The organism is Vibrio sp. Vb1127 (genome assembly GCF_033338735.1).
Classification (GTDB): Bacteria; Pseudomonadota; Gammaproteobacteria; order Enterobacterales; family Vibrionaceae; genus Vibrio; species Vibrio alginolyticus.
In genome coordinates this window covers 83,474-108,607 of the sequence record NZ_JAWOTF010000011.1, presented here as the reverse complement: position 1 = coordinate 108,607, position 25,134 = coordinate 83,474, and the positions used below count along the sequence as shown (strand labels likewise).

At 43.2% G+C, this 25,134-nt stretch carries 28 protein-coding genes; 23 read left to right on the top strand and 5 right to left on the bottom strand.

The window, feature by feature from the left end; genetic code table 11:
- Nucleotides 1-88: 88 nt before the first annotated feature.
- On the bottom strand, nt 89-1,054 hold the full coding sequence (locus R7H07_RS15740; protein WP_065274583.1) for a helix-turn-helix domain-containing protein: 966 nt from the start codon (nt 1,052-1,054) through the stop codon (nt 89-91).
- Between the two features lie 537 nt (nt 1,055-1,591).
- On the opposite strand from R7H07_RS15740, the gene zwf reads away from it, so the two are divergent.
- The 5 genes from zwf (at nt 1,592) to R7H07_RS15715 (ending at nt 6,870) form a co-directional block, all read left to right on the top strand.
- Nucleotides 1,592-3,094, top strand: coding sequence for a glucose-6-phosphate dehydrogenase (gene zwf, locus R7H07_RS15735; RefSeq protein ID WP_017634563.1), 1,503 nt, complete (start codon nt 1,592-1,594; stop codon nt 3,092-3,094).
- Nucleotides 3,091-3,807 carry a 6-phosphogluconolactonase gene (pgl, locus tag R7H07_RS15730; RefSeq protein WP_017634562.1) on the top strand — a complete coding sequence of 239 codons (717 nt, stop codon included), beginning with the start codon at nt 3,091-3,093 and terminating at the stop codon, nt 3,805-3,807. The genes zwf and pgl overlap by 4 nt, the downstream gene beginning before the upstream one ends.
- A 38-nt stretch (nt 3,808-3,845) precedes the next feature.
- Nucleotides 3,846-5,294: a decarboxylating NADP(+)-dependent phosphogluconate dehydrogenase gene (gnd, locus tag R7H07_RS15725; protein WP_005377160.1), complete on the top strand. Its 1,449-nt coding sequence runs from the start codon at nt 3,846-3,848 to the stop codon at nt 5,292-5,294.
- A gap of 197 nt (nt 5,295-5,491) precedes the next feature.
- The gene (locus R7H07_RS15720; RefSeq protein WP_053350327.1) at nt 5,492-6,346 is read left to right on the top strand and encodes a hypothetical protein; all 855 of its coding nucleotides are present in this window, start codon (nt 5,492-5,494) and stop codon (nt 6,344-6,346) included.
- Nucleotides 6,343-6,870, top strand: coding sequence for a hypothetical protein (locus tag R7H07_RS15715; RefSeq protein WP_053350328.1), 528 nt, complete (start codon nt 6,343-6,345; stop codon nt 6,868-6,870). Before R7H07_RS15720 ends, R7H07_RS15715 begins: the two co-directional genes overlap by 4 nt.
- 10 nt (nt 6,871-6,880) lie before the next feature.
- On the opposite strand, the gene R7H07_RS15710 is transcribed toward R7H07_RS15715, so the two are convergent.
- Nucleotides 6,881-7,084 carry a hypothetical protein gene (locus tag R7H07_RS15710; protein WP_005377162.1) on the bottom strand — a complete coding sequence of 68 codons (204 nt, stop codon included), beginning with the start codon at nt 7,082-7,084 and terminating at the stop codon, nt 6,881-6,883.
- A gap of 578 nt (nt 7,085-7,662) precedes the next feature.
- Here R7H07_RS15710 and R7H07_RS15705 point away from each other — a divergent pair.
- On the top strand, nt 7,663-7,800 hold the full coding sequence (locus tag R7H07_RS15705) for a hypothetical protein (RefSeq protein ID WP_005377165.1): 138 nt from the start codon (nt 7,663-7,665) through the stop codon (nt 7,798-7,800).
- A 61-nt stretch (nt 7,801-7,861) separates the two neighbouring features.
- Here R7H07_RS15705 and R7H07_RS15700 read toward each other — a convergent pair whose 3' ends face one another.
- Complete coding sequence (locus tag R7H07_RS15700) at nt 7,862-9,628, bottom strand: sigma-54-dependent Fis family transcriptional regulator (protein ID WP_065274581.1); 1,767 nt, start codon at nt 9,626-9,628, stop codon at nt 7,862-7,864.
- 239 nt (nt 9,629-9,867) lie between these two features.
- Here R7H07_RS15700 and R7H07_RS15695 point away from each other — a divergent pair, with 239 nt between their 5' ends.
- A complete protein-coding gene (locus R7H07_RS15695; RefSeq protein WP_005377169.1) occupies nt 9,868-11,388 on the top strand; it encodes an aldehyde dehydrogenase family protein in 1,521 nt (506 codons plus the stop codon).
- 126 nt (nt 11,389-11,514) lie between these two features.
- Here the strand turns inward: R7H07_RS15695 and exsE2 are convergent, their stop codons facing one another.
- Both exsE2 and exsC read right to left on the bottom strand, forming a co-directional pair.
- Complete coding sequence (exsE2, locus tag R7H07_RS15690) at nt 11,515-11,820, bottom strand: T3SS regulon translocated regulator ExsE2 (RefSeq protein WP_005377171.1); 306 nt, start codon at nt 11,818-11,820, stop codon at nt 11,515-11,517.
- Nucleotides 11,821-11,828: 8 nt separating this feature from the next.
- Nucleotides 11,829-12,275 (bottom strand): type III secretion system regulatory chaperone ExsC, encoded by a 447-nt coding sequence (exsC, locus tag R7H07_RS15685; protein ID WP_005377174.1) that lies wholly within the window; start codon nt 12,273-12,275, stop codon nt 11,829-11,831.
- Between the two features lie 388 nt (nt 12,276-12,663).
- On the opposite strand from exsC, the gene R7H07_RS15680 reads away from it, so the two are divergent.
- From R7H07_RS15680 to R7H07_RS15605, 16 genes are all read left to right on the top strand, one after another.
- A complete protein-coding gene (locus R7H07_RS15680) occupies nt 12,664-13,077 on the top strand; it encodes a YscW family type III secretion system pilotin (protein ID WP_054579559.1) in 414 nt (137 codons plus the stop codon).
- Nucleotides 13,078-13,686: 609 nt separating this feature from the next.
- Nucleotides 13,687-14,547 carry an AraC family transcriptional regulator gene (locus R7H07_RS15675; RefSeq protein ID WP_005377191.1) on the top strand — a complete coding sequence of 287 codons (861 nt, stop codon included), beginning with the start codon at nt 13,687-13,689 and terminating at the stop codon, nt 14,545-14,547.
- Between the two features lie 148 nt (nt 14,548-14,695).
- Nucleotides 14,696-15,676 (top strand): T3SS regulon anti-activator ExsD domain-containing protein, encoded by a 981-nt coding sequence (locus R7H07_RS15670; protein WP_206959788.1) that lies wholly within the window; start codon nt 14,696-14,698, stop codon nt 15,674-15,676.
- A gap of 12 nt (nt 15,677-15,688) precedes the next feature.
- The gene (locus R7H07_RS15665; RefSeq protein ID WP_017821346.1) at nt 15,689-16,117 is read left to right on the top strand and encodes a YscB family type III secretion system chaperone; all 429 of its coding nucleotides are present in this window, start codon (nt 15,689-15,691) and stop codon (nt 16,115-16,117) included.
- Nucleotides 16,114-17,988, top strand: coding sequence for a type III secretion system outer membrane ring subunit SctC (gene sctC / locus R7H07_RS15660; RefSeq protein ID WP_025768114.1), 1,875 nt, complete (start codon nt 16,114-16,116; stop codon nt 17,986-17,988). The genes R7H07_RS15665 and sctC overlap by 4 nt, the downstream gene beginning before the upstream one ends.
- 5 nt (nt 17,989-17,993) lie before the next feature.
- Nucleotides 17,994-19,295, top strand: a complete 1,302-nt coding sequence (gene sctD, locus R7H07_RS15655) for a type III secretion system inner membrane ring subunit SctD (protein ID WP_031781102.1) — start codon at nt 17,994-17,996, stop codon at nt 19,293-19,295.
- On the top strand, nt 19,282-19,485 hold the full coding sequence (locus tag R7H07_RS15650; protein WP_017821343.1) for an EscE/YscE/SsaE family type III secretion system needle protein co-chaperone: 204 nt from the start codon (nt 19,282-19,284) through the stop codon (nt 19,483-19,485). The genes sctD and R7H07_RS15650 overlap by 14 nt, the downstream gene beginning before the upstream one ends.
- An 18-nt stretch (nt 19,486-19,503) precedes the next feature.
- Nucleotides 19,504-19,752, top strand: a complete 249-nt coding sequence (gene sctF / locus R7H07_RS15645) for a type III secretion system needle filament subunit SctF (protein WP_005377199.1) — start codon at nt 19,504-19,506, stop codon at nt 19,750-19,752.
- Nucleotides 19,753-19,755: 3 nt separating this feature from the next.
- On the top strand, nt 19,756-20,115 hold the full coding sequence (locus R7H07_RS15640; protein WP_005377200.1) for a YscG family type III secretion system chaperone: 360 nt from the start codon (nt 19,756-19,758) through the stop codon (nt 20,113-20,115).
- Nucleotides 20,112-20,747, top strand: coding sequence for a YopR family T3SS polymerization control protein (locus R7H07_RS15635; RefSeq protein ID WP_206959796.1), 636 nt, complete (start codon nt 20,112-20,114; stop codon nt 20,745-20,747). The genes R7H07_RS15640 and R7H07_RS15635 overlap by 4 nt, the downstream gene beginning before the upstream one ends.
- Before the next feature lie 8 nt (nt 20,748-20,755).
- Nucleotides 20,756-21,100, top strand: coding sequence for a type III secretion system inner rod subunit SctI (gene sctI / locus R7H07_RS15630; protein ID WP_005387149.1), 345 nt, complete (start codon nt 20,756-20,758; stop codon nt 21,098-21,100).
- Entirely contained in the window at nt 21,100-21,846 is a 747-nt protein-coding gene (sctJ, locus tag R7H07_RS15625; protein WP_206959798.1) for a type III secretion system inner membrane ring lipoprotein SctJ, read from the top strand. The genes sctI and sctJ overlap by 1 nt, the downstream gene beginning before the upstream one ends.
- Nucleotides 21,839-22,504, top strand: coding sequence for a SctK family type III secretion system sorting platform protein VscK (gene vscK / locus R7H07_RS15620; protein WP_005387147.1), 666 nt, complete (start codon nt 21,839-21,841; stop codon nt 22,502-22,504). Before sctJ ends, vscK begins: the two co-directional genes overlap by 8 nt.
- Entirely contained in the window at nt 22,483-23,121 is a 639-nt protein-coding gene (locus tag R7H07_RS15615) for an HrpE/YscL family type III secretion apparatus protein (protein ID WP_005387146.1), read from the top strand. The genes vscK and R7H07_RS15615 overlap by 22 nt, the downstream gene beginning before the upstream one ends.
- A gap of 134 nt (nt 23,122-23,255) precedes the next feature.
- Nucleotides 23,256-23,738: a type III secretion system chaperone gene (locus R7H07_RS15610; protein ID WP_242539610.1), complete on the top strand. Its 483-nt coding sequence runs from the start codon at nt 23,256-23,258 to the stop codon at nt 23,736-23,738.
- Between the two features lie 3 nt (nt 23,739-23,741).
- Nucleotides 23,742-24,905, top strand: a complete 1,164-nt coding sequence (locus tag R7H07_RS15605) for a VopS family T3SS effector adenosine monophosphate-protein transferase (protein ID WP_025768118.1) — start codon at nt 23,742-23,744, stop codon at nt 24,903-24,905.
- The last annotated feature ends 229 nt before the right edge of the window (nt 24,906-25,134 follow it).

The following is a 25,134-nucleotide window of genomic DNA, read 5'->3' as shown; positions in this document are numbered from 1 at the left end:
CACTACTTTTTTCTATTTATTGATAATGATTGTTATTTGTATTCTATATTCAAAGAAATAGGAAAAGTTAACAATTTGGTGCAAAACACTAATCTTTGGAACTTATTCTTCTGTTCTTAGGTTTTAAAGATAGCGAGTCGTTTGGCTCGACAGGAATCCAATACTGCATTTGTGCTTGTTCGCTATCAACATCATAACCTTCTGGATAAAGCTCTAACTCATAACCATCGATAGCATGATAATTAGAGTAGGGTAGCCAATGTAAAATAAACCATTCCAGCGTTGAGGCGAGCTCTGATGCTTTGCCTATGTGTGTAATGACGGCGTAGGTTTGCTCAGGAACAGCCAAGAGGTCTAACCCCGAGTTGGAAGAGTTCGTTGATCTTGATGCGTTTGCTGTTGGACCACACTCATAACCTGCCCAGTACTCAAGTTGTTGGTTGTTTGAATACGCTTGCGTCACATCAATCACGCCAAAGTAACTACTTTCCGAATTATTAAGGTTTTCAGATGAATAAAGACGTGACCAAAGTGACGGTACTTTGGATTGGAAATCGGGCGTAGCGGAAAACAATCCGTGAATAGGTTCATGATAACCAGCAAGTTCAAAAGCCGATTTTGTTTCTATTCGAACTTCAATAAAGCGCTGATGTTTTTTCTCTTCCTCTGGTGTCTTACGCAGCGTTAAAGGTTGTCTCAACCCGGAGAGTTGTTGCGTTTTGCGATATTCGCGTGGGCTTTTTGAAAACATATTCCTGAACGCTCGGCTAAATGCGTGTTCAGATGTAAATCCCATTTCTATCGCTATATCTAACGAGCGGTCAGAAGTATGGATTAAGCGCTCAGCCGCAAGGCTAAGTTTAAGCTCTCTGATGTAGTGAGCGACGGATATGCCAGTGTGTTGTTGAAATACGCGTTGCAGTTGCCAGCGCGACCAACAACTTGCTTTCGATATTTCATCTACGCTCAGAGTGCTGTCTAAGTTGGTGTGAATGTAGTCAAGCACCGATTGTATTCGGTTTATGGGATGTGGGTTAATGGCGCTTGATTTCATGGCGTTCTACTTTCACATTAATAGTGATTTCATTATCTTTAATTGAGTATCATTATCAATAGGATGATGAAATAAAAAGTAAGTAACACAGATCACGATAAAACTGTAATGGATTGCAAGTATGAGTGATTTTTACCCATATTAGAGTTTTTGCTTAAATTTTGTAGCGTTCAGATGAAACTTTTTTTATCAATAAAATACAATCGCTTATGACGTTTTGTGCAACTTATTTAAACGTTTGCACTGGCAAGTGTTGATGTAAATCAAATAGTCGTAGACAATATTGCCCCGTGTCGGACTCTCCTCCAGCGAGTACAGTGTGTACTTTTGAGACATAAGTGACTTAAATGACCTCAATACGTCGTGTTTCCAAGAATCGGAAATGCAACTTCTTAAGGTTCTTTGGGCCCATAGACTTTACCTATCAACGTAATAGGTAAGACCAATTTTCTATTTTGAGGTGCCATTGATAGGGTTGGCTCATTCTCTAGCCGTATCCGGGCACACAATAAGTACCTCGTTTTTAAGGGAAAGATGATGGTAATACCAGAAAACAGCAGCATCGTTATTTTTGGTGCTTCAGGTGACCTTACGTACCGTAAGCTCATTCCTGCTTTATACCACCTCTACGCGAACAAGCAGCTTCCAGAGAATTTTGCCATTCTGGGTGTAAGTCGCACTGAATACAGTGATGAGTCTTACCGCGCGAAGCTGAAAAAATCGCTTCAGGAAATGGAAAAGACTGAGCCAGAAACGCTTGATGCATTTATTAACCATCTGCACTACCAAGCAATTAATACTTCTGACACACAAGATTACGGTAAGCTATCTTCTCGCTTAGACCAACTTGCGGACGAATATCAATTCGAGCAACGCAATACGCTTTTTTACTTAGCAACCCCACCAAGTTTATACAGTGTGATCCCTGCAAGTCTTGCAGCACATGGTCTTAACAGTGAAGAGGATGGCTGGAAACGCCTGATCATTGAGAAACCATTCGGCTATGATCTTGAATCGGCGCGTATTCTGGACAAAGAAATTCACGAGCACTTCCAAGAGCATCAAATCTACCGAATTGACCATTACTTAGGTAAAGAAACGGTACAAAACCTACTTGTGCTTCGTTTCTCTAATGCGATGTTTGAGCCGCTTTGGAACCGTAACTTCATTGATTACGTTGAAATCACAGGCGCAGAATTCCTTGGCGTAGAGGAGCGTGGTGGTTACTACGACAACTCTGGCGCTGTGCGCGACATGTTCCAAAACCACTTGCTACAAGTATTAGCAATGGTAGGTATGGAACCACCAGCGCAAATCAATGCAGACTCGATGCGTGATGAAGTGGTAAAAGTGCTTCAATGCTTAAAGCCATTAGACGAAAACGCTCTGCGCAATGACCTAGTATTAGGCCAATACACGGCGTCTGAAGTTCGTGGGCAAAGCCTACGCGGCTACCGTGAAGAGCCGGGAGTTGCAGACGATTCTCGTACAGAGACTTACATCGGTTTGAAAGCGTACATCAACAACTGGCGTTGGAATGGCGTGCCATTTTACGTGCGTACTGGTAAGCGTCTTCCAACACGCGTTACTGAGGTGGTTATCCACTTTAAACAAACACCGCATCCTGTGTTTGGTCAAAACGCACCAGAAAACAAGCTGATCATTCGTATTCAACCAGACGAAGGCATTCAAATGAGCTTTGGCTTGAAAGAGCCAGGCGCAGGCTTTGAAGCGAAGGAAGTGAAAATGAACTTCCATTACGCTGACCTGCAAGAAACGCAAATGCTAACGGCATACGAGCGTCTTCTACTTGATGCTTTGAATGGTGATGCTACGCTATTTGCACGTAGTGATGCGGTGGAAGCGTGCTGGCAATACGTACAGCCAATCTTAGATTTTAAGCAAGATCCACAATCCCTCTTCGGGTACGCATGCGGCACTTGGGGACCTAAAGAGTCAGATGACTTGTTACAGCGTGATGGCCGTGCTTGGCGTTTCCCATGTAAAAACTTAACAGATACGGATTACTGTGAACTATGATCAACCATAAGATCTACCAAACAGCAGAACAGGTAGTTGAAAGCCTAGCTAACGATATGAAAGCGTTTAGCGAAATGGGCAGACCTGTTCACATCTCTCTTTCTGGCGGCAGCACTCCTAAAATGCTGTTTAAACTACTGGCTTCAGAGGCTTACGCAACCTCCATTCAATGGGAAAACCTCCACTTTTGGTGGGGTGACGAACGTTGTGTTGCCCCTGACGATGCAGAAAGCAACTACGGTGAAGCGAACACGTTGTTGTTTAGCCAAGTAAATATTCCTGCAGAAAACATTCACCGCATCCGTGGCGAAGATGAGCCTAAAGCAGAAGCCGAGCGCTTTGCAAAAGAGATGGCAGAGGTGATCCCGAGTGAAAACGGCACACCTGTGTTTGACTGGATCTTATTAGGCGTTGGTGCAGATGGTCATACAGCTTCTCTGTTCCCTGGCCAAACGAATTATGATGATGCGAACCTATCTCTTGTGGCGTCGCATCCTGAATCGGGCCAACTTCGTGTGTCGAAAACCGCACGCGTATTAGAAGCAGCGAAACGCATTAGTTACTTAGTGCTTGGTGCAGGAAAAGCGGACATTGTTGAAGAAATTAACAGTTCACCAGCACACGCACTGCCATACCCAGCGGCTAAGATTCAAGCTAAATCGGGCCTAACGGAATGGTATTTAGATTTAGATGCGGCAGCAAAAATTGCTTAAGACGCTGCTCGTCGATGAAATAAAATTGGAGAGAAACAATGAAAGGTGATATCGGTGTAATTGGCCTAGCAGTAATGGGTCAAAACCTTATCCTAAACATGAACGATCACGGCTTTAAAGTGGTTGCTCACAACCGTACTGCTGCTAAAGTAGACGAGTTCCTGGAAGGTCCAGCAAAAGGCACGAACATCATCGGTGCATACTCTCTAGAAGAACTAGTAGAGAAGCTAGAAACGCCGCGTAAAGTAATGTTGATGGTTCGCGCTGGTGACGTTGTAGACAAGTTCATCGAAGCGCTAGTACCTCTGCTAGACAAAGGCGACATCATTATTGACGGTGGTAACACTAACTACCCAGATACAAACCGTCGTGTTGCTGCACTACGTGAAAAAGGTATCCACTTCATCGGTACTGGTGTATCTGGTGGTGAAGAAGGTGCGCGCTTCGGTCCATCTATCATGCCTGGCGGTGCTGCTGAAGCATGGGAAGCGGTTAAGCCTATCTTCCAAGGTATCGCTGCGAAAACTGACGCTGGTGAGCCATGTTGTGACTGGGTTGGTAACGACGGTGCTGGTCACTTCGTTAAGATGGTACACAACGGTATCGAATACGGTGACATGCAGCTTATCACAGAAGCTTACCAGTTCATGAAAGACGGTCTTGGTATGTCTGCAGACGAGATGCAAGCAGTATTCGCTGATTGGAACAAGACTGAACTAGACAGCTACCTTGTTGAAATCACGGCTGACATCCTTGGCTACAAAGATGAAGACGGTGAGCCTCTCGTTGAGAAGATCCTAGACACAGCAGGCCAAAAAGGTACTGGTAAATGGACTGGTATTAACGCACTAGACCTAGGTATTCCACTAACACTTATCTCTGAGTCTGTATTCTCTCGTTGTCTATCTGCACTGAAAGACCAACGTGTTGAAGCTGAATCTCTATTCGGTAAGACAATCACTCCTGTTGAAGGCGACAAGCAAGAGTGGGTTGATGCACTACGTCAAGCGCTACTAGCTTCTAAGATCATCTCTTACGCTCAAGGCTTCATGCTAATGCGCGAAGCATCGAACGAGAACGGTTGGGACCTAAACTACGGTAACGTAGCCCTAATGTGGCGTGGTGGTTGTATCATCCGCTCTGCGTTCCTAGGCAACATCCGTGATGCGTACGAAGCGAACCCAGACATCGCATTCCTAGGTTCTGATGAGTACTTCAAAAACATCCTACAAGGCAGCCTAGCAGCATGGCGTAAAGTAGCAGCGAAGTCTCTAGAGTCTGGTATCCCAATGCCATGTACGATTTCTGCGCTATCTTTCCTAGACGGTTACACAACAGCTCGTCTACCAGCGAACCTGCTTCAAGCTCAACGTGACTACTTCGGTGCTCACACTTATGAGCGTATTGACCGTCCACGTGGTGAATTCTTCCACACTAACTGGACTGGTACAGGCGGCGACACAGCGTCTACAACTTACGACGTGTAATCGTTTTAAGTAAACCGACTAAATATAAAGATATAAAGGGATGCCCAAGTGGCATCCTTTTTTGTGTCTGTAAGATATTGGTAGATTTAAAAGTTACATTAAACGTTGATTCGTCACGCACTTCTCAGAAATGGGAGAGCAGGTTTTTTTCTTCCGATTAGAATATGCCGAGTTAAAAAGTCTAAGGAATAGTGGAGATGACCACCGATAAGTTTCAGTGTTTGAGTAAAAGAAATAAAGTTAAAAGAAATGGTTGCTTAAAGAAAATTGAAGAAAATGAAGTAGATATATATGTATTAGATAGCAGAGGCCTCGTTGATCTTTGGATATTTGAAAAAAGATTCAAAGGATTAAGTGAAGAACAAGTTAAGGATCTTGCAGCATCTATGAAAGTTGCTGAGTTTGTTAGCTCGAGGGGAAGTTTATTACATGATATTGCCGCATTCTATATACTCGCAGAAGACCTTCATAAAGGAGGGACGATAATCGGGAAATATGAGATAACTAGGAATGGTTCTAAAAGTTACATCACCTTTAAAGGCAACCACAGACTCAGAAGTATAGTAAAAGGCACACGTTACCTTTTGAACAATGCCAACATTTTGGCTTTAGGAATAGGACAAGCTGGTCTGAAAGTGAGTGCTAAAGGTGGAGTGTTTCTCACAATTATTTATTCAGTCCCCTATCGAACTCTAGAGCTTGCATTTAAAAAAGATTATTTGTTCAGTAATTGGGTTGTCAATGTGAGTTCTGACGTTATAAAAGCTTCAATTTCAGCGACAATTGGATACTTAGCAGGAGCTTATTTTATAGGTGCTACAGGAGTCGTATTATTACCTATTGGAGTTGGTATTGTTGCTGCTTTATTAGTTGGAGAGGTGCTAAATTCTTTGGAAGGAAAGCTCGAATTGAAAGAAAAAGTTATTGCGGCTATCGATGAGCACTTTGAGAAGAGGGCTATACAAGCAATTGACGAAATCAATGAAGACATTGTGAGACGCAAATCTATAAGTCAACTTAAGCGTGCTACCACCAAGGCTATTTTCTTATGATAGAACAGAAGCACCCGGCGCATTCAGCTTTCGTTTTGGTAATATGTATTACCTTGAGTGCGTACTCAAGTTATCGGTTGTATGAGTATTTAACATTAGAGTCTCTCCAACATCAAATAAATAGTAACTTTTTAGTCATATATTTAAGTACGTCTCATGTGATTAGTGTTAGTGGCCTGATTCTAGCTCCGACTTTAAGTGTATTTATAGCTTCTCGTGTTATTTTTAAATCTTCAAGTGTATCGATCAAATGGATGGGTTTTGCAACTGTACTTGCTTTGCTAGTTGCTATTCCTGGAAGACTTTGGGAGTTCGGACGACTGCAAAATATTGCCGAAACCAACGGTTACTTGACATGTCCACCTTTCACAATTGCATCAAGCGGAATGTTTGTAGAAGCTATGGTAAAAGAAGAAAAATACTGTATAGAACCAGAAATTAATCGTATTGGTATGTATGGCTATTTTCACGAACTCGAACGGATTGATAACTATATCAAGTCACACAGAAATGACATTCAATAGAAAAGAGCGCCTAGGCGCTCTTTTCAGTGGTCGTTTTCTTGTTTTGATAAAACCTGTCTTTTAGGTAGAGAATTGCACTGACCACAAGAGCCACTAAAGAAACAGTGAATAGGGCGTACATGCTGAGAATCCATGCGAATGTGGCCGTCAAGAATGCAATGAAGGAAAACATTCTGCTGAAAGACATCACATGGCCAAGTTTGTTACTTTTCATAAACGCCTCCCGAAGCTAAGTGGGGATAGACAATTGTGGTCATATGCCACACTTTTAATTGTCTGCTCTTTTGGGACGTTTCACACAAAAAAGTGGCTAAAGATTTCTCAAAAAAGGTGAAATATTGAACTGGTAGACAAATCGTTAAACTGAGTTGCACAGATATGACTTCGGTTGTCTATCACTTCAAAGTTTTTAACTACACAGATTAAGGGCATGTAGCGCTATTATTATCGTATTCGAACTCTACGATACACAATTGCAAGTGAACCTACACTCGTAAGCTCATCCCTGTCGTCAGTTACAGTAAAAGCTTTTTTCTCTGTTTAACAATACCTTAGTAACGACGGGCAATTAAACCCGTTTTTCGATCGAAACTCAGATTGCACAAAAGGTGAAAAAGAGTGCTAGGTAAGCCTTTAAACTACGCCTATAATTAGCGCCCACATGGAGGATGTTTATTATATGAACATCCTTTATTTTTTGAAACTAGCAACAAGGATCCAGTAAAACATGTTTTTCTGGTTTTGTTTACGTCGACCAAGAAGGTAATTAACACAGCAAATTGAGGTTCTAAGATGACTCTTAACAAGTACTTTGTTTTCATTCCAGCAGAATTGGAACAGGAAATGCACAAGGACAATCAAGTGATCTCTGAGAAGGAAACTCAACGTCAGGCATTAGTAAAACAGGCACAACAACAAGGCGGCCTGTAAGCTAGGTTTCAAAGAGAAAGAGCACCGCAACGGTGCTCTTTTTGTATCTGAGGTCGTAGAATTAACTTAATATGCCAAGGCTTTTCAACTTTCTGTAAATGGTATTTCGGCTCACACCAAGCATACGAGACGTTTTGCTAATGTTCCCCTGGTTGGCTTGATATGTTTTGAGCAACTTATCTTCGACGGTTGCACGCAGTTCTGAAGTTGGTTCAGCGGATGCTGCTCCTTCTTGAGCTTGGCTGAGTTTCTTACTTAGGTGGGCTGGGACGTGTGTGAGTTCCAATATTTCTTCAACTTGCGCCATTAAGGCGGATACTTTGATTAAACTATCGAGTTCACGCAAATTTCCTGGCCATGAGTAAGACAGCATCAGAGAAAGTAGGTGAGGGCAAAGCTGTTGTTCAGATTCGGCGTGACGCCGATGAATGTTCTCAATCAGTTGTCGTTTATCTTCACGCTCCTCAAAGCGAGGTAGCTCAATGATCAAGCCATTAAGGCGATAATACAAATCTTGGCGGAACAATCCTTCGCTGACCAAATGTTCCAGATCTTTATGCGTGGCTGCAATGATTTGCGTATCGACTTGAATACTTTGGTTGGAACCCACGGGAAGCACGGTTTTATCTTGCAATACATGGAGCAATCGGCTTTGAGCTTCCAAGGGTAAATCTGCGATTTCATCTAGAAACAAAATCCCTTTGTGTGCTTGGCGAATTTTTCCCTGATAGCCTTTGCTGTTTGCGCCAGTAAAGGCACCGGCGACATAGCCAAACAATTCAGATTCAACCAAGTCTTTTGGTAACGCTCCGCAGTTAACGGAAACCAACGGTCCCGTTTTTCTCTGGCTGTTTTTATGGAGTGCTTTTACAAACTCGTTTTTGCCAACACCAGTCTCTCCGAGAATCAACAAACTGATGTCTTTATCGATGACGCGATTGGCTTGCTGCCAACAGTGCTCAACAGCGGAGTCGCCATAATGAAGATCATTGGACGCCGCTACAGCACGAGACTTGACCTTGCTATCTTTATCGGTAAGCGGTTTTGTTTTGAAAACGAAAGGGTGCTCATTTCCCCGAGTGGATAGAATGTCGTCTAAGGATTGCCCAATGATACTTTTTTGCGCAAAAAGTTGAGAGGCTACTTGATTGTGAGCCAAAACTTGTCCGTCTTCATTTGCAATGATAATTCCTTGCCAACCACTATTCAGTAAACCTTTTTCGCACGCTAAATCCACACGAATATGCCCTTGTGGAATCAAGTTAAGTAGTTGATTCTCCACTTGCTGGACCATGTTTTGTACTAGTACTTGCGTTGAGAAGTCATGTCTCTTTTGCTCGCTTGTAATATCTAATACGCCAATGAGGTTACCAAGATGATCGAAAACAGGATTAGCCGAACAGCTAATAAAACGATGGTGTTGGATAAAGTGCTGATCACCAATAACAGAAACGGGCTTTGCTTCAACCAAAGCTGTACCAATCGCGTTGGTGCCTTTGACCTTTTCTTGCCAGCATGCTCCAGAGCTTAGCGAGATTTCCGTTAACTTTTCACGAAATCTAGGCTGTCCCCAACTGCCGATGATGACACCATCTGAATCCGTCAAAATTAAGCGACTGTCGCTATGAGCAAATAGCTGATTAAACAAAGGGAGCGCAAATTGAGTGACTGCCTCTAGCAAAAAATTGAGTTGGTGACGCCTATCTTGGAGCGTCGCTGGCGTTACTCGAATATCTTCAGGGCGTCGACGCTGTTTTAAACCCGCTTGTTCACTTCTGACCCATGAAGTTGAAAGCCAATTGTTATCGCTAATATGTTGAAGTTCCATGACTGTACCATTTTGTCACAGTGAGGGTGTGCCATTTTGGAACACTTGAACATTGGTGTTCACACCATACATCCGCTCAAACATCGCTCACTTGGTTTGTTATCGCTTGGTAATCATAGTTTTACATTTAATTAACAACAAGTGTGGCGTAGTTGGCGTGTGACTTGCGTAATGCTCTTTGTGAACAGTGCGATACGACACTGCAATAACACATTGAACGAGAAACAAAAGGAAGAGTTATGATTTATGCACAGCCAGGTAGTGAAAATGCCATTGTTAACTTTAAATCGCATTACGATAACTTTATCGGTGGGGAATGGGTAAAACCAACGGGTGGTGAGTACTTTGACAATATCTCACCAATCAACGGACAAGCGTATTGTAAAGTTGCTCGATCCGGCGAGGAAGATATTAATTTAGCACTGGATGCCGCGCACAACATCAGAGCAAAATGGGCCAAAACCAGCGTGACAGAACGTTCGAACATCTTGCTGAAAATTGCTGACCGTATTGAGCAGCATCTAGAAGAGCTTGCAGTTGCAGAAACTTGGGAAAACGGCAAACCAGTTCGCGAAACCTTGGCGGCAGATTTACCTTTAGTAGTGGATCACTTCCGTTACTTCGCTGGCTGTATTCGCGCACAAGAAGGCAGTGCGGCAGAACTGGATGAGCACACCGCAAGCTACCACTTCCCAGAACCGATTGGTGTGGTTGGTCAAATTATTCCGTGGAACTTCCCAATGTTGATGGCGGCTTGGAAACTAGCACCGGCACTAGCGGCGGGTTGCTGTGTGGTATTGAAGCCAGCAGAGCAAACCCCAACATCCATTCTGGTTCTGATGGAAAAAATCGGTGACCTTCTTCCTCCTGGTGTCATCAACGTTGTAAACGGATATGGTTCTGAAGCGGGTCAAGCATTAGCAACCAGCAACCGCATTGCGAAACTCGCGTTTACCGGGTCTACGCAAGTTGGCAACCACATTCTGAAATGTGCAGCAGACAACTTGATCCCATCGACAGTTGAGTTAGGTGGTAAATCTCCAAACATCTACTTCTCAGATATCTTCGATTACGAAGATGAGTATCTTGATAAGTGTATCGAAGGTACGTTACTTGGTTTCTTCAACCAAGGTGAAGTTTGTACTTGTCCATCTCGCGTACTGGTTCATGAAGCGATTTATGACAAGTTTGTAGAGAAACTGACGGAACGTGCACAGCTGATTAAACAAGGTAATCCGCTCGATACCGATACTCAAGTTGGTGCTCAGGCTTCTCAAGAACAGTTTGATAAGATTTTAAGTTACCTGGAAATCGGCCGTGAAGAAGGCGCAAAAGTGGTCTTTGGTGGTGGAGTGTCAGAACAGCCAGAGTCTATCAACCAGGGGTACTACATTCAGCCAACCATGTTGGAAGGCCACAACAAGATGCGAATCTTCCAAGAAGAAATCTTTGGCCCAGTGATCGCTATCACCAAATTCAAAGATGAGGCAGAAGCGTTGGAAATCGCAAACGACACCGAATATGGCTTAGGCGCAGGTGTTTGGACACGTGATGCGAACGTCGCATATCGTATGGGCCGTAATATTGAAGCTGGTCGAATCTGGATTAACTGTTACCACGCTTACCCTGCACACGCAGCGTTCGGTGGTTACAAAAAATCGGGTATCGGGCGTGAAACGCACAAGATGATGCTGGACCACTACCAGAATACTAAGAACTTGCTGATTAGCTACAGCATCGACCCGTTAGGCTTCTTCTAGTGAAACTAAGTAATTAATAAAGAAAAAGCAGTATGAATCAAAACCCCGAATCTTCGGGGTTTTTTATTAGCGTGAGCTTGTCGGCTGAAGGTTAACTTAGATGTTTAACCTGCTTATATTGTGATATCAGGAACGTTGAATTATCGCCACTTTTCGCTCCATAAGCTTTTCTACGGCGGCGTTTTGCTTGTCAATATTGAGTTGCGGATCAAAGTCCAAAACGCGATTGCAAGATTCGAGACTGGCAAATTGATTTAAACATTCACCAAGCTCTCTTTTAGAGCTTGTTCGCGTCATACTGCTTTCTGATGAGGAGAGTAGGGTGACTTTACGGCCATGAAACGTTCCTTGCGGCACTGCATCACTTTGCTGCGCTTGTTGAACGTCATGAACCGATGAATTGGTGTATGTGGATTGGATGTCATTGGACATAAAGACACCTAAACTCTCAAGTCTAAAGTTTGTGGCATCGGTGGTGCCTCATCAATGGTTACATGCGAAGACAATAACGCTTCCCACGACTCGCTGTGCGTCAGCAATTCTGCTAAAGCTGTTTCAAAATATTCGTAATCCAGTCGCCTAATGTTAATGAGTCGGTTTAAACATAGGACATGTCGGTGGTTATCTAAACTAAAAAATAACTGGTGCTCAGGCCAGTGATAATTAAAAGCCAAGAAAGAGCGATAGAGATCGGAATTTACAATTTGAAGGCCAACAATCTCAGCTTCGAGCTGCAGAGTTGTCGATTCAGGATGAAAGATGATATGCACCCTTAGATTATCATCAAAGGCTAAGCTTACTTCATTTTCCGTTAGATGCAGTGCAGGCAAGCCTATTTGATGAGCAAACTTTAGCAAAATCTCATCGATAGTTTGGCGTGCTGACATAGGAATAGTCCCTTTTGAAATTTTATCAAGGAAAATATTAGATGTATCTCTTCATGTTTATCAATATTAGTCGGTTGTTATTATATTTTGGCTTTTAAATGTGTTGAGAGAAATAGAAAGATAAAAGTAAGAGTGTTCAGATGCATATCTCGATGGCAATGATATATATGAATATCACTTTTCTCTAATGAACTTCAATTAAGGAAGGAATGAAAGAGAGCAGAAACTGTTTTTGAAATTACAGTCCATGTTAACTACGTGTTGTTGAAAAATGCGATTTATTGTCCGCTTGTAGTATAAATATAAGTTGATCTTTTATATTTTTACATAAAGAATTGTGTGAATTTCAAATGAGCTAGATTATATAAAATACGTTTATGGGGTCATAATGAACAATTCTATATGGGCTGGTTTTATTGGGTTATTCATACTGAGTGGGTGCAGTCAGACTGTGTCCGTCAATGGGGTGGATGGCTTTGATACACAGAGTCAGGCATCAGTCTATGGTTGGGTTTCTGTCGACGGCTACTTTCCACCTTCGATTACTTCTCTTGAAGTGGAAATATGTAAAGTTATTGATAATCAATGTCTTAAATCGGCATCTCAGAGCTACCAAGGCGTTCAGTTGCCTGTGCAGTATTCGTTTTTAATTGCACCAATTCAAGCTGGTGAAGGAAAAATGAAGATTATTGGAAAGCTTTATTCAAACGGTGAGCTCGTTGCTGAAAAAGAAAAGAACTATTTATTTTTAGAGGGAAATAAACAAGAAAACTTGATTCTTGTTCCAAAAATAAACAGATAAAATTTTAAGTACTACATTTTTATTAGAATTTTCTAATTTATAAAAATAAAGACCATATCTTTCCTTTTGTGAAAGATTTGTTGTCTTTTATAAACATTAATTACATGACTTTGAAGTCATCGGGTCAGTTGTTTTTTAGACTCATACTTGTTGCAAAAACAGTATTTTTTATGATTATATCTCGCTCCTTGAACACGTTGGCTTGGCGTTTTAGGCTATAAAACATACATTTTTATGATTTTGGAAATTTAATTTTGTTCTCGAAACGATGCCGAAATCTATTTAATTGTATTCTAATGTATAACAAAACAACCAAACTTAAATAACGAAATGATATTTAAGTTTTGGCTAATGATAAACGCTATCTGATAAAAATAATAAAGACGGACAGCAGAAATTTACTAAGTCAAACCTTTACCTTTAGGTAAAGGTAATGCTTGGGTTATTTGCTAATTATTCGGGGGGTATGGTAAGTGATAGAACTTCTATGCTCTTTTCTTTGCTTCTTTAATTCATACAGCAGTACTTAGAAATAACAACAATCAAAGTAGTGCTTTGAAAGTTTCTCAACATTTGCACTGAGAAACTCAAAATAATGAAGGGTAGAAAATGGATGTGTCAGGCCAACTAAACTCAGAAAGGGTCGACTCGAGTTCACGAAAAATTCGTAGTTTTTCCTGCTATGAAAAATCTGACGAAGTATTTCACTCAGACCAGTCTCACATTGTTGTCGTTCACAATGGTCAGCTTCGAGTGCAAACAGGTGATTGCACAATCGATGTTGCTGCAGAAAATGGGGTATTTCTATCTCAAGGGGATTACTTGTTAGAGTACTCTCCGCTAGATGGGGCATACAAAGCGTCGATTATTGCTTACGACAATGAACTCGTTAGTCAGTTGCTGCAAAAACACAGTGATCTCTTGATGATGCTGCCTAAGGTAGACAAAGTTTGTTCTGGTTTGTTTACTTTTGGTTTGAACATACTCGTTGAACAAGTGCTTTCTAGCATGCAGACGCTTGAGCAACAAGCGTACCCTGATGCCATTATGTGCCTAAAATACGAAGAACTACTCATTCTCTTGCTACACAGCAAAGGAGGAGAATCACTGTATGCGTTGCTGTCACAACAAACAAACCGTACGTCGGAACGGTTACGTCGATTTATGGAACAGCATTACTTAAAAGAATGGAAGTTGACAGACTACGCGCAGGAGTTTGGTGCCAGCTTAACCACTTTTAAAGAGCTTTTTAATGAGCACTATGGCATTTCTCCAAGAGCCTGGATCAGTGAGCGTCGACTACTGCATGCTCATAAACTGCTGTTGACGAGCAAGATGAGCATCGTAGATGTGGCGATGGAGGCAGGGTTTTCCAGCCAGTCTTACTTTACGCAGAGTTACCGTCGTCGTTTTGGAACGACCCCAAGCCGCGTACGTTCGGGAGACGATCAAGTGGCTATCGCGAAATGAAATGACTTGGGACTAAAATTTTCTGACTAATTTTGAAAGTCACTCACCAGTGTAAATTCTATTATGTATCGTGTAACAACGAACGATTAAAAATTATTACATCTCTTTCTTTCTGGATTGTTCGAAAGGGGTGCGGAGACGAACATAAATGAAAAAGCAGCATTGGCGACGCCGTTCGCTTTTTCCAGACAGCATAGTGACACAGCGGAAAGTGACTGTTTTACAAAGAGGAGCTCGTTATGAAAGCGCCTCGAAACCTACGCAGGATCTCAATGTTGTGCACGTCAATCACCGACAATTGTTGAGTGAAGGCGTCATAAATTATGAGCAGTTATCTTTACTTCAACGCTTGTTGGATAGAAATGTCGTCGATAGCCTATGCGCTAGCCAGTTAGTTAAAACGTATCAAAAACTTGGTGCTTCGATAGACCGGTTTGCCATGCGTTTATTTTTGGAAATTGGATCGCAGCTCAGTGATAGCAGCACAATCACAACGTTCGAACAAAGGCTGGACTACATCAACTCTCGTCTGGGCTTTCGCTTTAATTTGGCTGTCCCAAAAACGTTGATGCTTTGTTTCCATTTATCACTCAACGAGTGGATTAACCGACAAGTCGATCAAAGTGCTCTTCATGCTTCGATTAAAGTTGAACAACTTATCAATCAACTCGATATTCAGAAGGAATATTGGTCGAAGCTATCAGGGGAAGACACCAGTGCCGTCTTTGTTCAACAGCAACTCGATCTCATTAAGAGCCAGCAGCATCAACTTAAAAAGCAACTTGGGACGTTAAGCGAACAACAGTTGCAAGTGATTGAATGTCATCGTTCGTTAATTGAGAAGTGGCAACTGTCTTTAGACGAGCTGAAAGGGTTCGCGGAGTACACCTCTACAACCGAACAATTTATTTCTGAGTGGAAAAATTGGTGTTCGGAAGTGCGACTTGAGGCCCCCGAGCTGAACGAAGTTTGGGATGCATGCGATGTGGTTTACAACGACCAAAATGCGGTTGCGAAAGTATGGCAATGGTTCAAGAACATGCAAACTGTTGGTGATATCGATCACTACTATTTTGATAATCAAAGTGGTCAGTGCGGCCAGGCTTGCAATCACCTCAGCCAGATCTAAATAGGGCGTTAAATGTTAGATAAGATGATGAAATCTTTAGCGGAAGCGCTAAAGGTAGGGGATTTTATTGCCTCAGAAAATGGTTCTTACAACATCGAGGTTGACCAGTTATCACTGACCATCAAGCAACATGCGTCATGGATTTTATGGGAAGCGACGTTACCCTTCCAGTTTAAAGAGCATCTAGATTATCAACAAGAACAAGCGTTACAACGTTGCATGCAGCTCTCATTAAAAACCATTCGTGAGGATGGCGGCGTACTGACAACCAATGATGATCAGCAATTGATTTTGCAAAGTAAAGTAAGGGTTGAGGACTGTTCGGTGGAACGGTTCTCTGCTTTGCTTTCTAAGCACGTCAATCTATGCGAACGTTACATTGCATTACTGGAACAAGCACGCGTGAACCACACAATCAACCATACAGTGTGGTTACCATGATGCTAAAAATCTTTCCCAACATTAGGCGTGCTGCAACAAAGGCATTGTTATGCGCAGTGAGTGTTGTTCCTTTGGGATACGCGCAAGCAACAGACTTACACTGGCCCGAACAACCGTTCCGCTACTATGCAGATAACGACTCATTAAAAGAGTTGTTGAATAACTTCGGTGCAAATTATCGTGTCTCGGTTTCTGTTAGTGACAAAGTCAACGATCGAGTGAATGGGCGTTTTACCCCTGAAGATCCGGCGGAATTCCTCGATTACTTATCGCAAGTGTACAACTTGATGTGGTATTTCGATGGTGCCGTCTTACATGTCTATAAGGCGACAGAAACTCGCTCACGTTTACTTCAATTGGAATTACTTACGGCTAGAGAGCTACGCAGTACGTTAATTTCCACCGGCGTTTGGGATTCTCGTTATGGTTGGAGAGCTGCTGAGAGCAAAGGGTTAGTCTATCTTGCGGGTCCTCCACGTTATGTCGACTTAGTGGTACAAACGGCGGAGGCATTGGAAACGCGCTTGCTGCAGAAATCGAATTCAACCGACGAATTATTCGTTGAGATAATTCCTTTGAAGTACGCTTCTGCAACGGATAGAGAAATTGCATATCGAGATCAGACAATTACGGTCCCTGGCATCGCATCGGTGTTAAAACGGGTCGTGTCTGGTGTTCAAACTCAAGTGGCGAGTGCGTCTAGCAAAGAAGTTACCAGTCCAGATAAGCCTGTAAAAAGTAATAAAACCGCCTCAGTTCATGGTGGCGCAACAGTTGAAGCAGAGCCGGGCCTTAATGCGATTATCGTTCGTGATACTCAAGCACGATTACCGCTCTATCGTAAACTGGTCGCGCAATTAGACCAGCCGCAATCAAGAATTGAAGTCGCGCTATCGATTGTCGATATCAGTGCCAACGATTTAAGTCAGTTAGGCGTGGATTGGCGAGCGGGAGTGTCTGTCGGAAACAACCGCATTGTCGATATCAAAACAACAGGTGATGTGAATTCGGGGGATGTGACGCTCGGCAGTGGACAGAACTTTAAGTCCTTGCTTGATTCAACCAACCTAAATTACTTGCTGGCTCAAATTCGTTTATTGGAATCCAAAGGCAGTGCTCAAGTGGTTTCAAGACCAACATTGTTAACTCAGGAAAATGTCGAAGCGGTACTGAACAACAGCAGCACGTTTTACGTCAAGCTGGTTGGTAAAGAAACCGCAGCGCTGGAAGAGGTCACGTATGGCACGTTACTGAGAATTGTCCCACGTATCGTTGGTGATAGATTTGCTGCACGACCTGAAATTAACCTGAGCCTTCATCTCGAAGACGGTGCAAAGATCGCTGATGGTGGTGTCGATGATCTTCCTTCCGTTCGTAAAACTGAAATCAGCACCTTAGCGACGGTTAAACAAGGGCAAAGCTTACTTATCGGTGGTGTGTACCGAGATGAAGTGAGCCATCAGTTACGTAAAGTGCCATTGCTAGGAGACATCCCATATTTAGGCGCGCTGTTTAGAAGTAATACCAATACTAAGCGCCGCACAGTACGAATGTTTATTTTAGAACCTCGAATTGTTGTGGATGGTATTGGCGATAGTGTGTTGATTGGCAACGAATATGACTTGCGACCAAGTATCGGCAAGCTTAACAACATCTCCAACAATAGCGCTGAATTTAAATCGGTAGTGGAAGTATATAGCTGCACATCGAGGGTTCAAGCCGAGCGCTATCAACAAGACTTATTGTCACAGCAAAAGTCGTCTCAATTAACGCAGTGCCGATTACCAACAGGGCAAAAGGGTTGGCGGGTGAAAGTATTGGAATGTGATGACTCACAAAGTGAGTGTGTGCGCCCTTCAGAGGAGTCTTAACCGCGATGCAGCAATGGAAAATTCGTATTTTATCAGGCGTGCATACCGGAGTAGAAGTCACCTTGCCTGAAGGTGCTCTCGTGCTTGGCAGTGACGACTTTATTGCTGATCTTGTACTGTCTGATGCTGGGGTCGAAGCGAACCATTTCACCCTCGTTTGCCAGCAAGACTCGGTCATTTTACGAGGCTGCGAAGAGGCAAATATTAACAGTGAAGACATCGCTGTTGCAGGTGATGGTATCGAGTTGTCACGCCATGCTGTTGTCTCGGTCGGCGTTGTGAAGTTCGCTCTGGGATACGCGGAAGATGCGTTAATTGTGAGTAACGTCAGCGACGAATCTAGCCAACAGAATACACCTGTGGTTGCTGTGCAACGCTCTAGCTGGAAAAAAACAACGCTCATCGCTTTGCTTTGTAGTTTTGTCCCGAGTGTCATTTTTGCTGGTATGTGGTACAGCCAAGCTAACGGAAGCAACAATGAAATTGTTACAGAAGCAGAACCCATTGTTTTGGTACGTAACATCTTAGGCGAGCTCAAACTTAGCGACGTTCGTGTGGAATGGAATGCCGCCGCACGCCAAGCAGTCTTAGAGGGCTATGTTGAAGACCGAACACAGAAACTCGATCTGCTTGGTCGAATTGATGTATTGGGCATCAATTACAAAAGTGACTTAAGAACGATGGAAGAAATCCGTCGCGGGGTTCGATTTATTTTGCGCAACCTCGGCTATCACCAAGTGAAAGTCGAAAATGGCGATGAGACCGGCACACTGCTGCTGACGGGCTATATCGATGATGCAAGCCGCTGGAACCAAGTTGAACAAATCTTGGAGCGAGACGTGCCGGGTCTTATTGCGTGGAAGGTTGAACTGCAGCGAGCGGGTGCCTACATGGATACGCTAAAAGCGTTATTGACGGATGCGGAGTTACTGAAGAAAGTCCAGTTGGTCACCAGCGGTGATCGCATCGAAGTTCGTGGTGAGCTTGATGATATCGAAACGACTCGATTTTACGGTGTGACCCGAGACTTCCGGGAACAATATGGTGAGAAACCGTACTTAGTTTTGAAATCCATACCTAAGGTGAGTAAAGGCACCAACATCGATTTCCCGTTTCGTAGCGTTAACTTTGGCCAGGTTCCATATGTGATTCTGACCGATAACGTTCGCTATATGGTCGGTGCAAGAACGCCTCAGGGCTACCGAATATCCAGTGTTACACCTGCTGGTATTGAGTTGGTTAAAGGCGGGCGGGTGATAACAATAGAACTCGGATATGAAGGCGAGACGAACAATGACAAATCTTGAACAAATTTTAAATAACGACACAAACGGTGCGGAAGTGCACAAGATTAAGAGCAAGCTCTTAGAAGCACAAGCGGTGGTGAAACGTCAGTTGGATTTAGGGTGCTCACCACAGCAGTACCAATTGCTACTCAAACAGTATGAAGCTTACACAGCCGCCTATGCGGTCGTTGAATCATACGAAGCTAACTAAAAAATACGAGGAAGTCTTATGTCATTTTACGATGCTAGTAACAGTGTAAACCTTGATGATGTTAAAGCTAAGTTAGAACAACAAGCGAAAGATGCTAACACAGAAGTGACGGCAGCCATCAAGAACCTAGAAACCAATGCCGATGATCCATCAAAGCTTGCCGAGCTTCAGCACGCGATCAACAAATGGTCTGTTGTTTACAATATCAATGCGACCACGACTCGTGCGATTAAAGATGTGATGCAGTCGATTCTCCAGAAGGTGTAAAGCATGGAACGAGAAACGCGCCAACTGCTGGCTGAAATCGCGCTGATGGCAACAGGTATGCATCGTCATCAAGAAGCCAACACGATTGCAGATGGCCTTGAAGCAAGCTCAGGTTCTGAAGAGACCGTTGCGATGATTCGTGCAATGAGCCTCATGAATAAAGGCTTGTATGAAGAGGCTCATCAATTACTCGAACCACTTTGTAACGCCTATCCAGATCTGATCAGCTTAGCGGCTCTTGCTTCTGCCAAAGCCGGTTTACTGAGCAAAGCGGAAAGCTGGGTAGAACTTGCGTCACAAGGAAGCGAAGAAAGCCAAGCATTTGCTGCGAGCTTTTCTCAGGACATTAGGAATCTTGGATGATAATTGATTCGAGTAACCTAGGTCTTCAACACCAATCTTTGCGTCAGTCGGAGTCGCGTCATTATGAGCGGAGCGATGAAGACAAGATGAAAACGCTCATGGAGCGAAGTGACAAGCAAGAGCAAGTTTCACATGTTTCTCCAAAAGAGACGCTAGAGAAAACAGAAGCGAAACTGGCGGAGATTAAAGCGTGGTACGAATCATTAAAAGACGCAGAGGTTGTCAGTAAACAAAGTGTCTTATCATCGTTAAATGAAGCGTTTTCCGACCCTCAAGTTAAACGAGAGGCAATGTGGTACGCCTTTCATGAGGCGAAGAGTGAAAAAGGCAACGAGCAGCCACAATCTGATTTGTTAAAGGTGTTGAAGCAGGAGTTACTAGGGAATTTTTCGGGACAGCTTATTGCCGAACCACCTGCTGATAAAACAGCACTAAAAGCAATGCTAGCGCAGCATTTTCCACTGGGTGCCCAGAAAGAACAAGCCTTATGGCATTGCTGGGCAGAGTTGAAGTCGTTACCTGATATGGCATCAACACTGGACATGGTTCGTGATGAACTTAGCTTCATGATCCAAAAAAATGCGATGGTGAAAAACATCATGACTCACAGTCACAAGTTAGATTTATCTTAGGAGTACATATGATAAACACGCAGTACACCGAGGTGATGCAAACCAACATTGATAAGTTACAGGATGCGCAAGTCGAAGACGGTTTAAGCGAACGTTTTGAGCAAGCCATGTCGGTTCCCGAGGCAAGTAATGGCCTGGAGGGAGGTTTGCTAGAAAACATCAGCGAGTTGAAAAACACTATCGATAACGCGAAAAGTAACCTGCAAGACAACATGAAGATGGTGGGTGATGATCCGGCGCAATTACTGCAAATGCAGTGGGCGCTGACACGCATTACTTTTCAAGAAGAGCTGATCGCGAAAACCGTGGGTAAAACCACACAAAACGTAGAAACCTTATTGAAGGCACAATAGTGATGATGAATAAAATGAGAGCAGTTTTCATCATGCTCACGTTGTTTCTGGTAGGTTGTCAGACCGAGCTATACACCAACGTTACTCAGAAAGAGGGTAATGAGATGTTGTCGATCTTACTATCCGAAGGTGTCGTTGCAACAAAAGAACCTGACAAAGACAACACCGTCAAGTTAATGGTAGACAGTTCTCAAATCGCCTTCGCGGTAGATGCGCTAAAGCGAAAAGGTTATCCAAGAGAGCAGTTTTCTACACTGAAAGAGGTGTTTCCTAAAGACGATTTGATCTCGTCACCATTAGCAGAACGAGCCCGTTTGGTGTACGCGAAATCTCAAGAGCTCTCGTCAACCTTATCTCAGATTGATGGCGTGCTGGTGGCACGTGTTCATGTTGTTTTGGAAGATCAAGATCTGCGTCCAGGAGAGCGCCCAACTCCAGCTTCTGCCTCCATATTTATTAAACACGCAGCAGATATTGCGCTTGATTCATATGTTCCGCAGATCAAATTATTAGTGAACAATAGCATTGAGGGGCTGAACTACGATCGAATCAGCGTAGTGATGGTACCCTCATCAGAGGTTCGAGTTGCTACTCAAAACAATCAATTTAAAAGCATTTTGTCGGTTCAGGTCACCAAAGAGACGGCGAATAATCTTATCGCCATTTTGGTGTTCTTGGTAGCGGCACTCATCGGCTCGAATATCGCTACTTTTACATGGTGTCGTAGGAACACGAAGCGTGGTTAAACCAGAAACACCACTCGCGCAGGTACAACACCAGTTTAACTATGCGCCTTGCCAGTACATCCATAGAAGTTGGATAGAGCAAAAGCAGCCTTGGTTACTAAATATCGAAGGCTGGAGAGATAACCCCATGTTTAACCAATGGTGCATAAATGAGTGGGCGTTATCTCCCGTTCCTGAGACGGCTTTTAACAAACCTTGCCATAGCTTGGCGTTGCTCCCAGCGGATGCGTTGAACCAACTCGTATTGATGGTGGGCGGAGCTTTACACTGTGTGGCAATGCGAGGCGTTGTTTTAAAACGCCCGAAACAGGTTCTGAACAACGTTTTTGGTTTGGAAGGCGCTCGGTTCTTAATTCAAAACGGGCCGATGCTGTTATCCAGCTGGCCGCAAGGCTGGCAGCGTTCGTTACCAGAACTATTGGATGAAAGGTCTGTTGAAGCAAGTATGAGGGCGCTGGGATATTTTTGGATGAGGTTTATTTTGATTAACTCACCAGAAGATGTTGTTCTTCGTTGGCAATTCAAATTAGAAAAGCAACTTAGCGAAAACGCGGAAACAGCTAACTGGTTGGAAGCGGATCAACGAGATCTGGCGTATCGACTCACAAAAAAAATCGCAAAACAGGTTATTCCTCAATGGTTTCATTTGTTGAAATAAAAACAGACAATTTGCAGCTGGCACCTGGCTTAAAGGTGCTGAAAGCGAAAGATTATGCCAGTTATCTGGATTCGCAACACTTAGTTGAAGCCGCGAACTCCAAAGCTGAAAGCATCATTGCTAATGCCCAACAAGCCTACGAAACCGAAAAACAACGTGGTTATCAAGATGGCCTTGCACAAGCCAAGATTGAAAATGCGCAAACGATGGTTGAAACCTTAGCACGTTGTAATGACTACTATCAGCAAGTCGAAGAAAAAATGACAGGTGTGGTGTTAGAAGCAGTACGTAAGATCATCGATACCTTCGATGATGTCGATACCACGGTGAGTGTAGTTCGAGAAGCGTTGCAACTGGTGAGCAACCAAAAGCAGGTCATTTTACATGTCCACCCAGAGCAGGTTGTTGAGGTGAGGGAAAAGGTGGCTGGTGTATTAAGTGATTTCCCTGAAGTCGGTTACGTTGACGTGGTAGCAGATGCGCGCTTGAAAAATGGAGGCTGCATTTTGGAAACAGAAGTTGGGATCATCGACGCCAGTATTGATGGACAGCTGCATGCATTAAAGCAAGCCATGGTGAAGCAGCTCAGCGAGCGTAAAATTACGATTCATGAATAAACCTCAAAAACTCAGCACTTGCTGAGTTTTTTCATTTTAATGCCTTTAAACAAAAAAAATCCGACCATTTCTAAAATATTCACTGCCATAAATCCTTAAGAATACACCTAAGAAAGCTGCTTAGGTGATAAGTGTTGCAACCAAGCAGCGCCTCTAAAACAACAAAAATAGGATTATTTAGTCGAATGGCTAATGGATTTATAACTTCTTTACTGACAGATTTTGCCAGCCGCTGCCAATTGGAGCCGTTGGTTTTTGATGAGGATGATTGTTGCCATCTACTCGTTGAGCAAAACACAGCAATCACAATTCGTGCACAAGAAGATCGTGTGACGCTTATCGGGCTGATTTCAGGTGATAAACCGAGTGCTGATATTTTGCATCAACATATGAAAGATGCCTTAACGCAAGGCTCTCCAGCGGTATGCTGGGAGGAAGAGACCGGATATATCGGTTTCATACACCTGCCTCAGCAACTGCTAACTGCATCTTTTTTCGATGAGTCATTTGCGAATTTCATCGAGTGGTTAAAAAGTGCGAATACACAAGAAGTAACCAATAAAACAACCGAAGTACCGGAAACGAATACCACTCATTTTTCCACATTAAGGGTTTAAAATATGATCAGTTTTGGAAGTGTTAGCGCGTTGCAGGCCGCCATGCCGCAAGCTCGTAACGAGATACTTAACGAAGGTAAGCTGAGTATTGGTGGCAAAGAATACCAAATCAACGCAGCGACCCAAGAATTTACTCGCGCCAATCCTACGAATGGTGCAGTAGCGCGATTTTTTGAAGCGACAGGAAAACTGTTTCGCGAAGGTAGCCCACAATCGGTAGCGAAAGCCCTTACAAAAGCCGTATTTGATAATGAGCAAGGACAAGCTCAGCGTTTACAAGCTGCTTCTTCTGTTGAGCATGGACAAATGTTCTTCAAAGATGGAAGCATAAAAACCGCATCAGATGTCTTAAATGCCTTTGCGAAGTTAGACAGTAAATCAGTTCAGTCGAACTCTGCTGAGCTAAACCAGTTAGCAGAGCGAGCGATGACAGAGGCAATGTTAGAAACCGATTCTGGTAAAAACCTCACATCACTGATTGGCGAAAGTGCAGCGAAGTCGCTTGCTGGACGTGTAGTAAAAGACTACGGCGGTGGTGTATCTGCAGCGCAGAAAAACCCGGCAGGTAGCATTAATCAAATGCAAGCGGTGTTTGATATGGAGGTGATGCATCTTAAATCGGCGCAACGTCATATCGAAGGTCTAGCAAGCACCGATCTAAGCCAAGGTGTATACGCTGAAGGACTGGCGGAGGATGCGTTTAACAAAAGTGGCGTAACCAATAATGTTGAAAGAGCTGCGGCGTGGATCATTAATGCTTCTAACTCTAAAGGAAACGATGCCGAAAATATTACGTCTTTACTGAAAGAATACGCGTCTAATGGTAAAGATTTATTGAATATGGAAAACCTAAAAGAGCTACACGCTCGATTGGTGCCTAATGTTGAGCGTGATTACCGAGGGCCAAATATTTCGGGTGGCACTTTGCCGTCAAGTATTGGCGGTGAGGGCATGTTAAAGCAGCACATTGAAGGCTTTTTGAAAGAGAACCCTGTAGAAGATAAAGACTTAGGTAAACATTTGTTCGCCGGAGTTATCGGGTACCATGGCTTTACCGATGGAAATGGTCGCATGGGGCGCATGCTATACGCGATAGCAGAACTTCGTAACGACTCGTTCAATCCTTTAGCTATGGATGCAGAAAATAGCCTTCACGGTATTAAGTGATTTTCTACTTCTATTTAATTTTTGGAGCGGCGATTGCCGCTCTTTTATTTTCCAGCTTAACCTTAATTTTTCTTCTCAATAAAACGGCTAATAGCAATAAAAATGAGACGTTGAAATAAAGTGTCGGTTTCTATCTCGCCATAAAATCTCTTTTATCCTTATTCGCTTATTTAAATGAGCCGTTATACCCAAGTGGCTTCGCTGAAACAAATATATCGATGTCACTTAG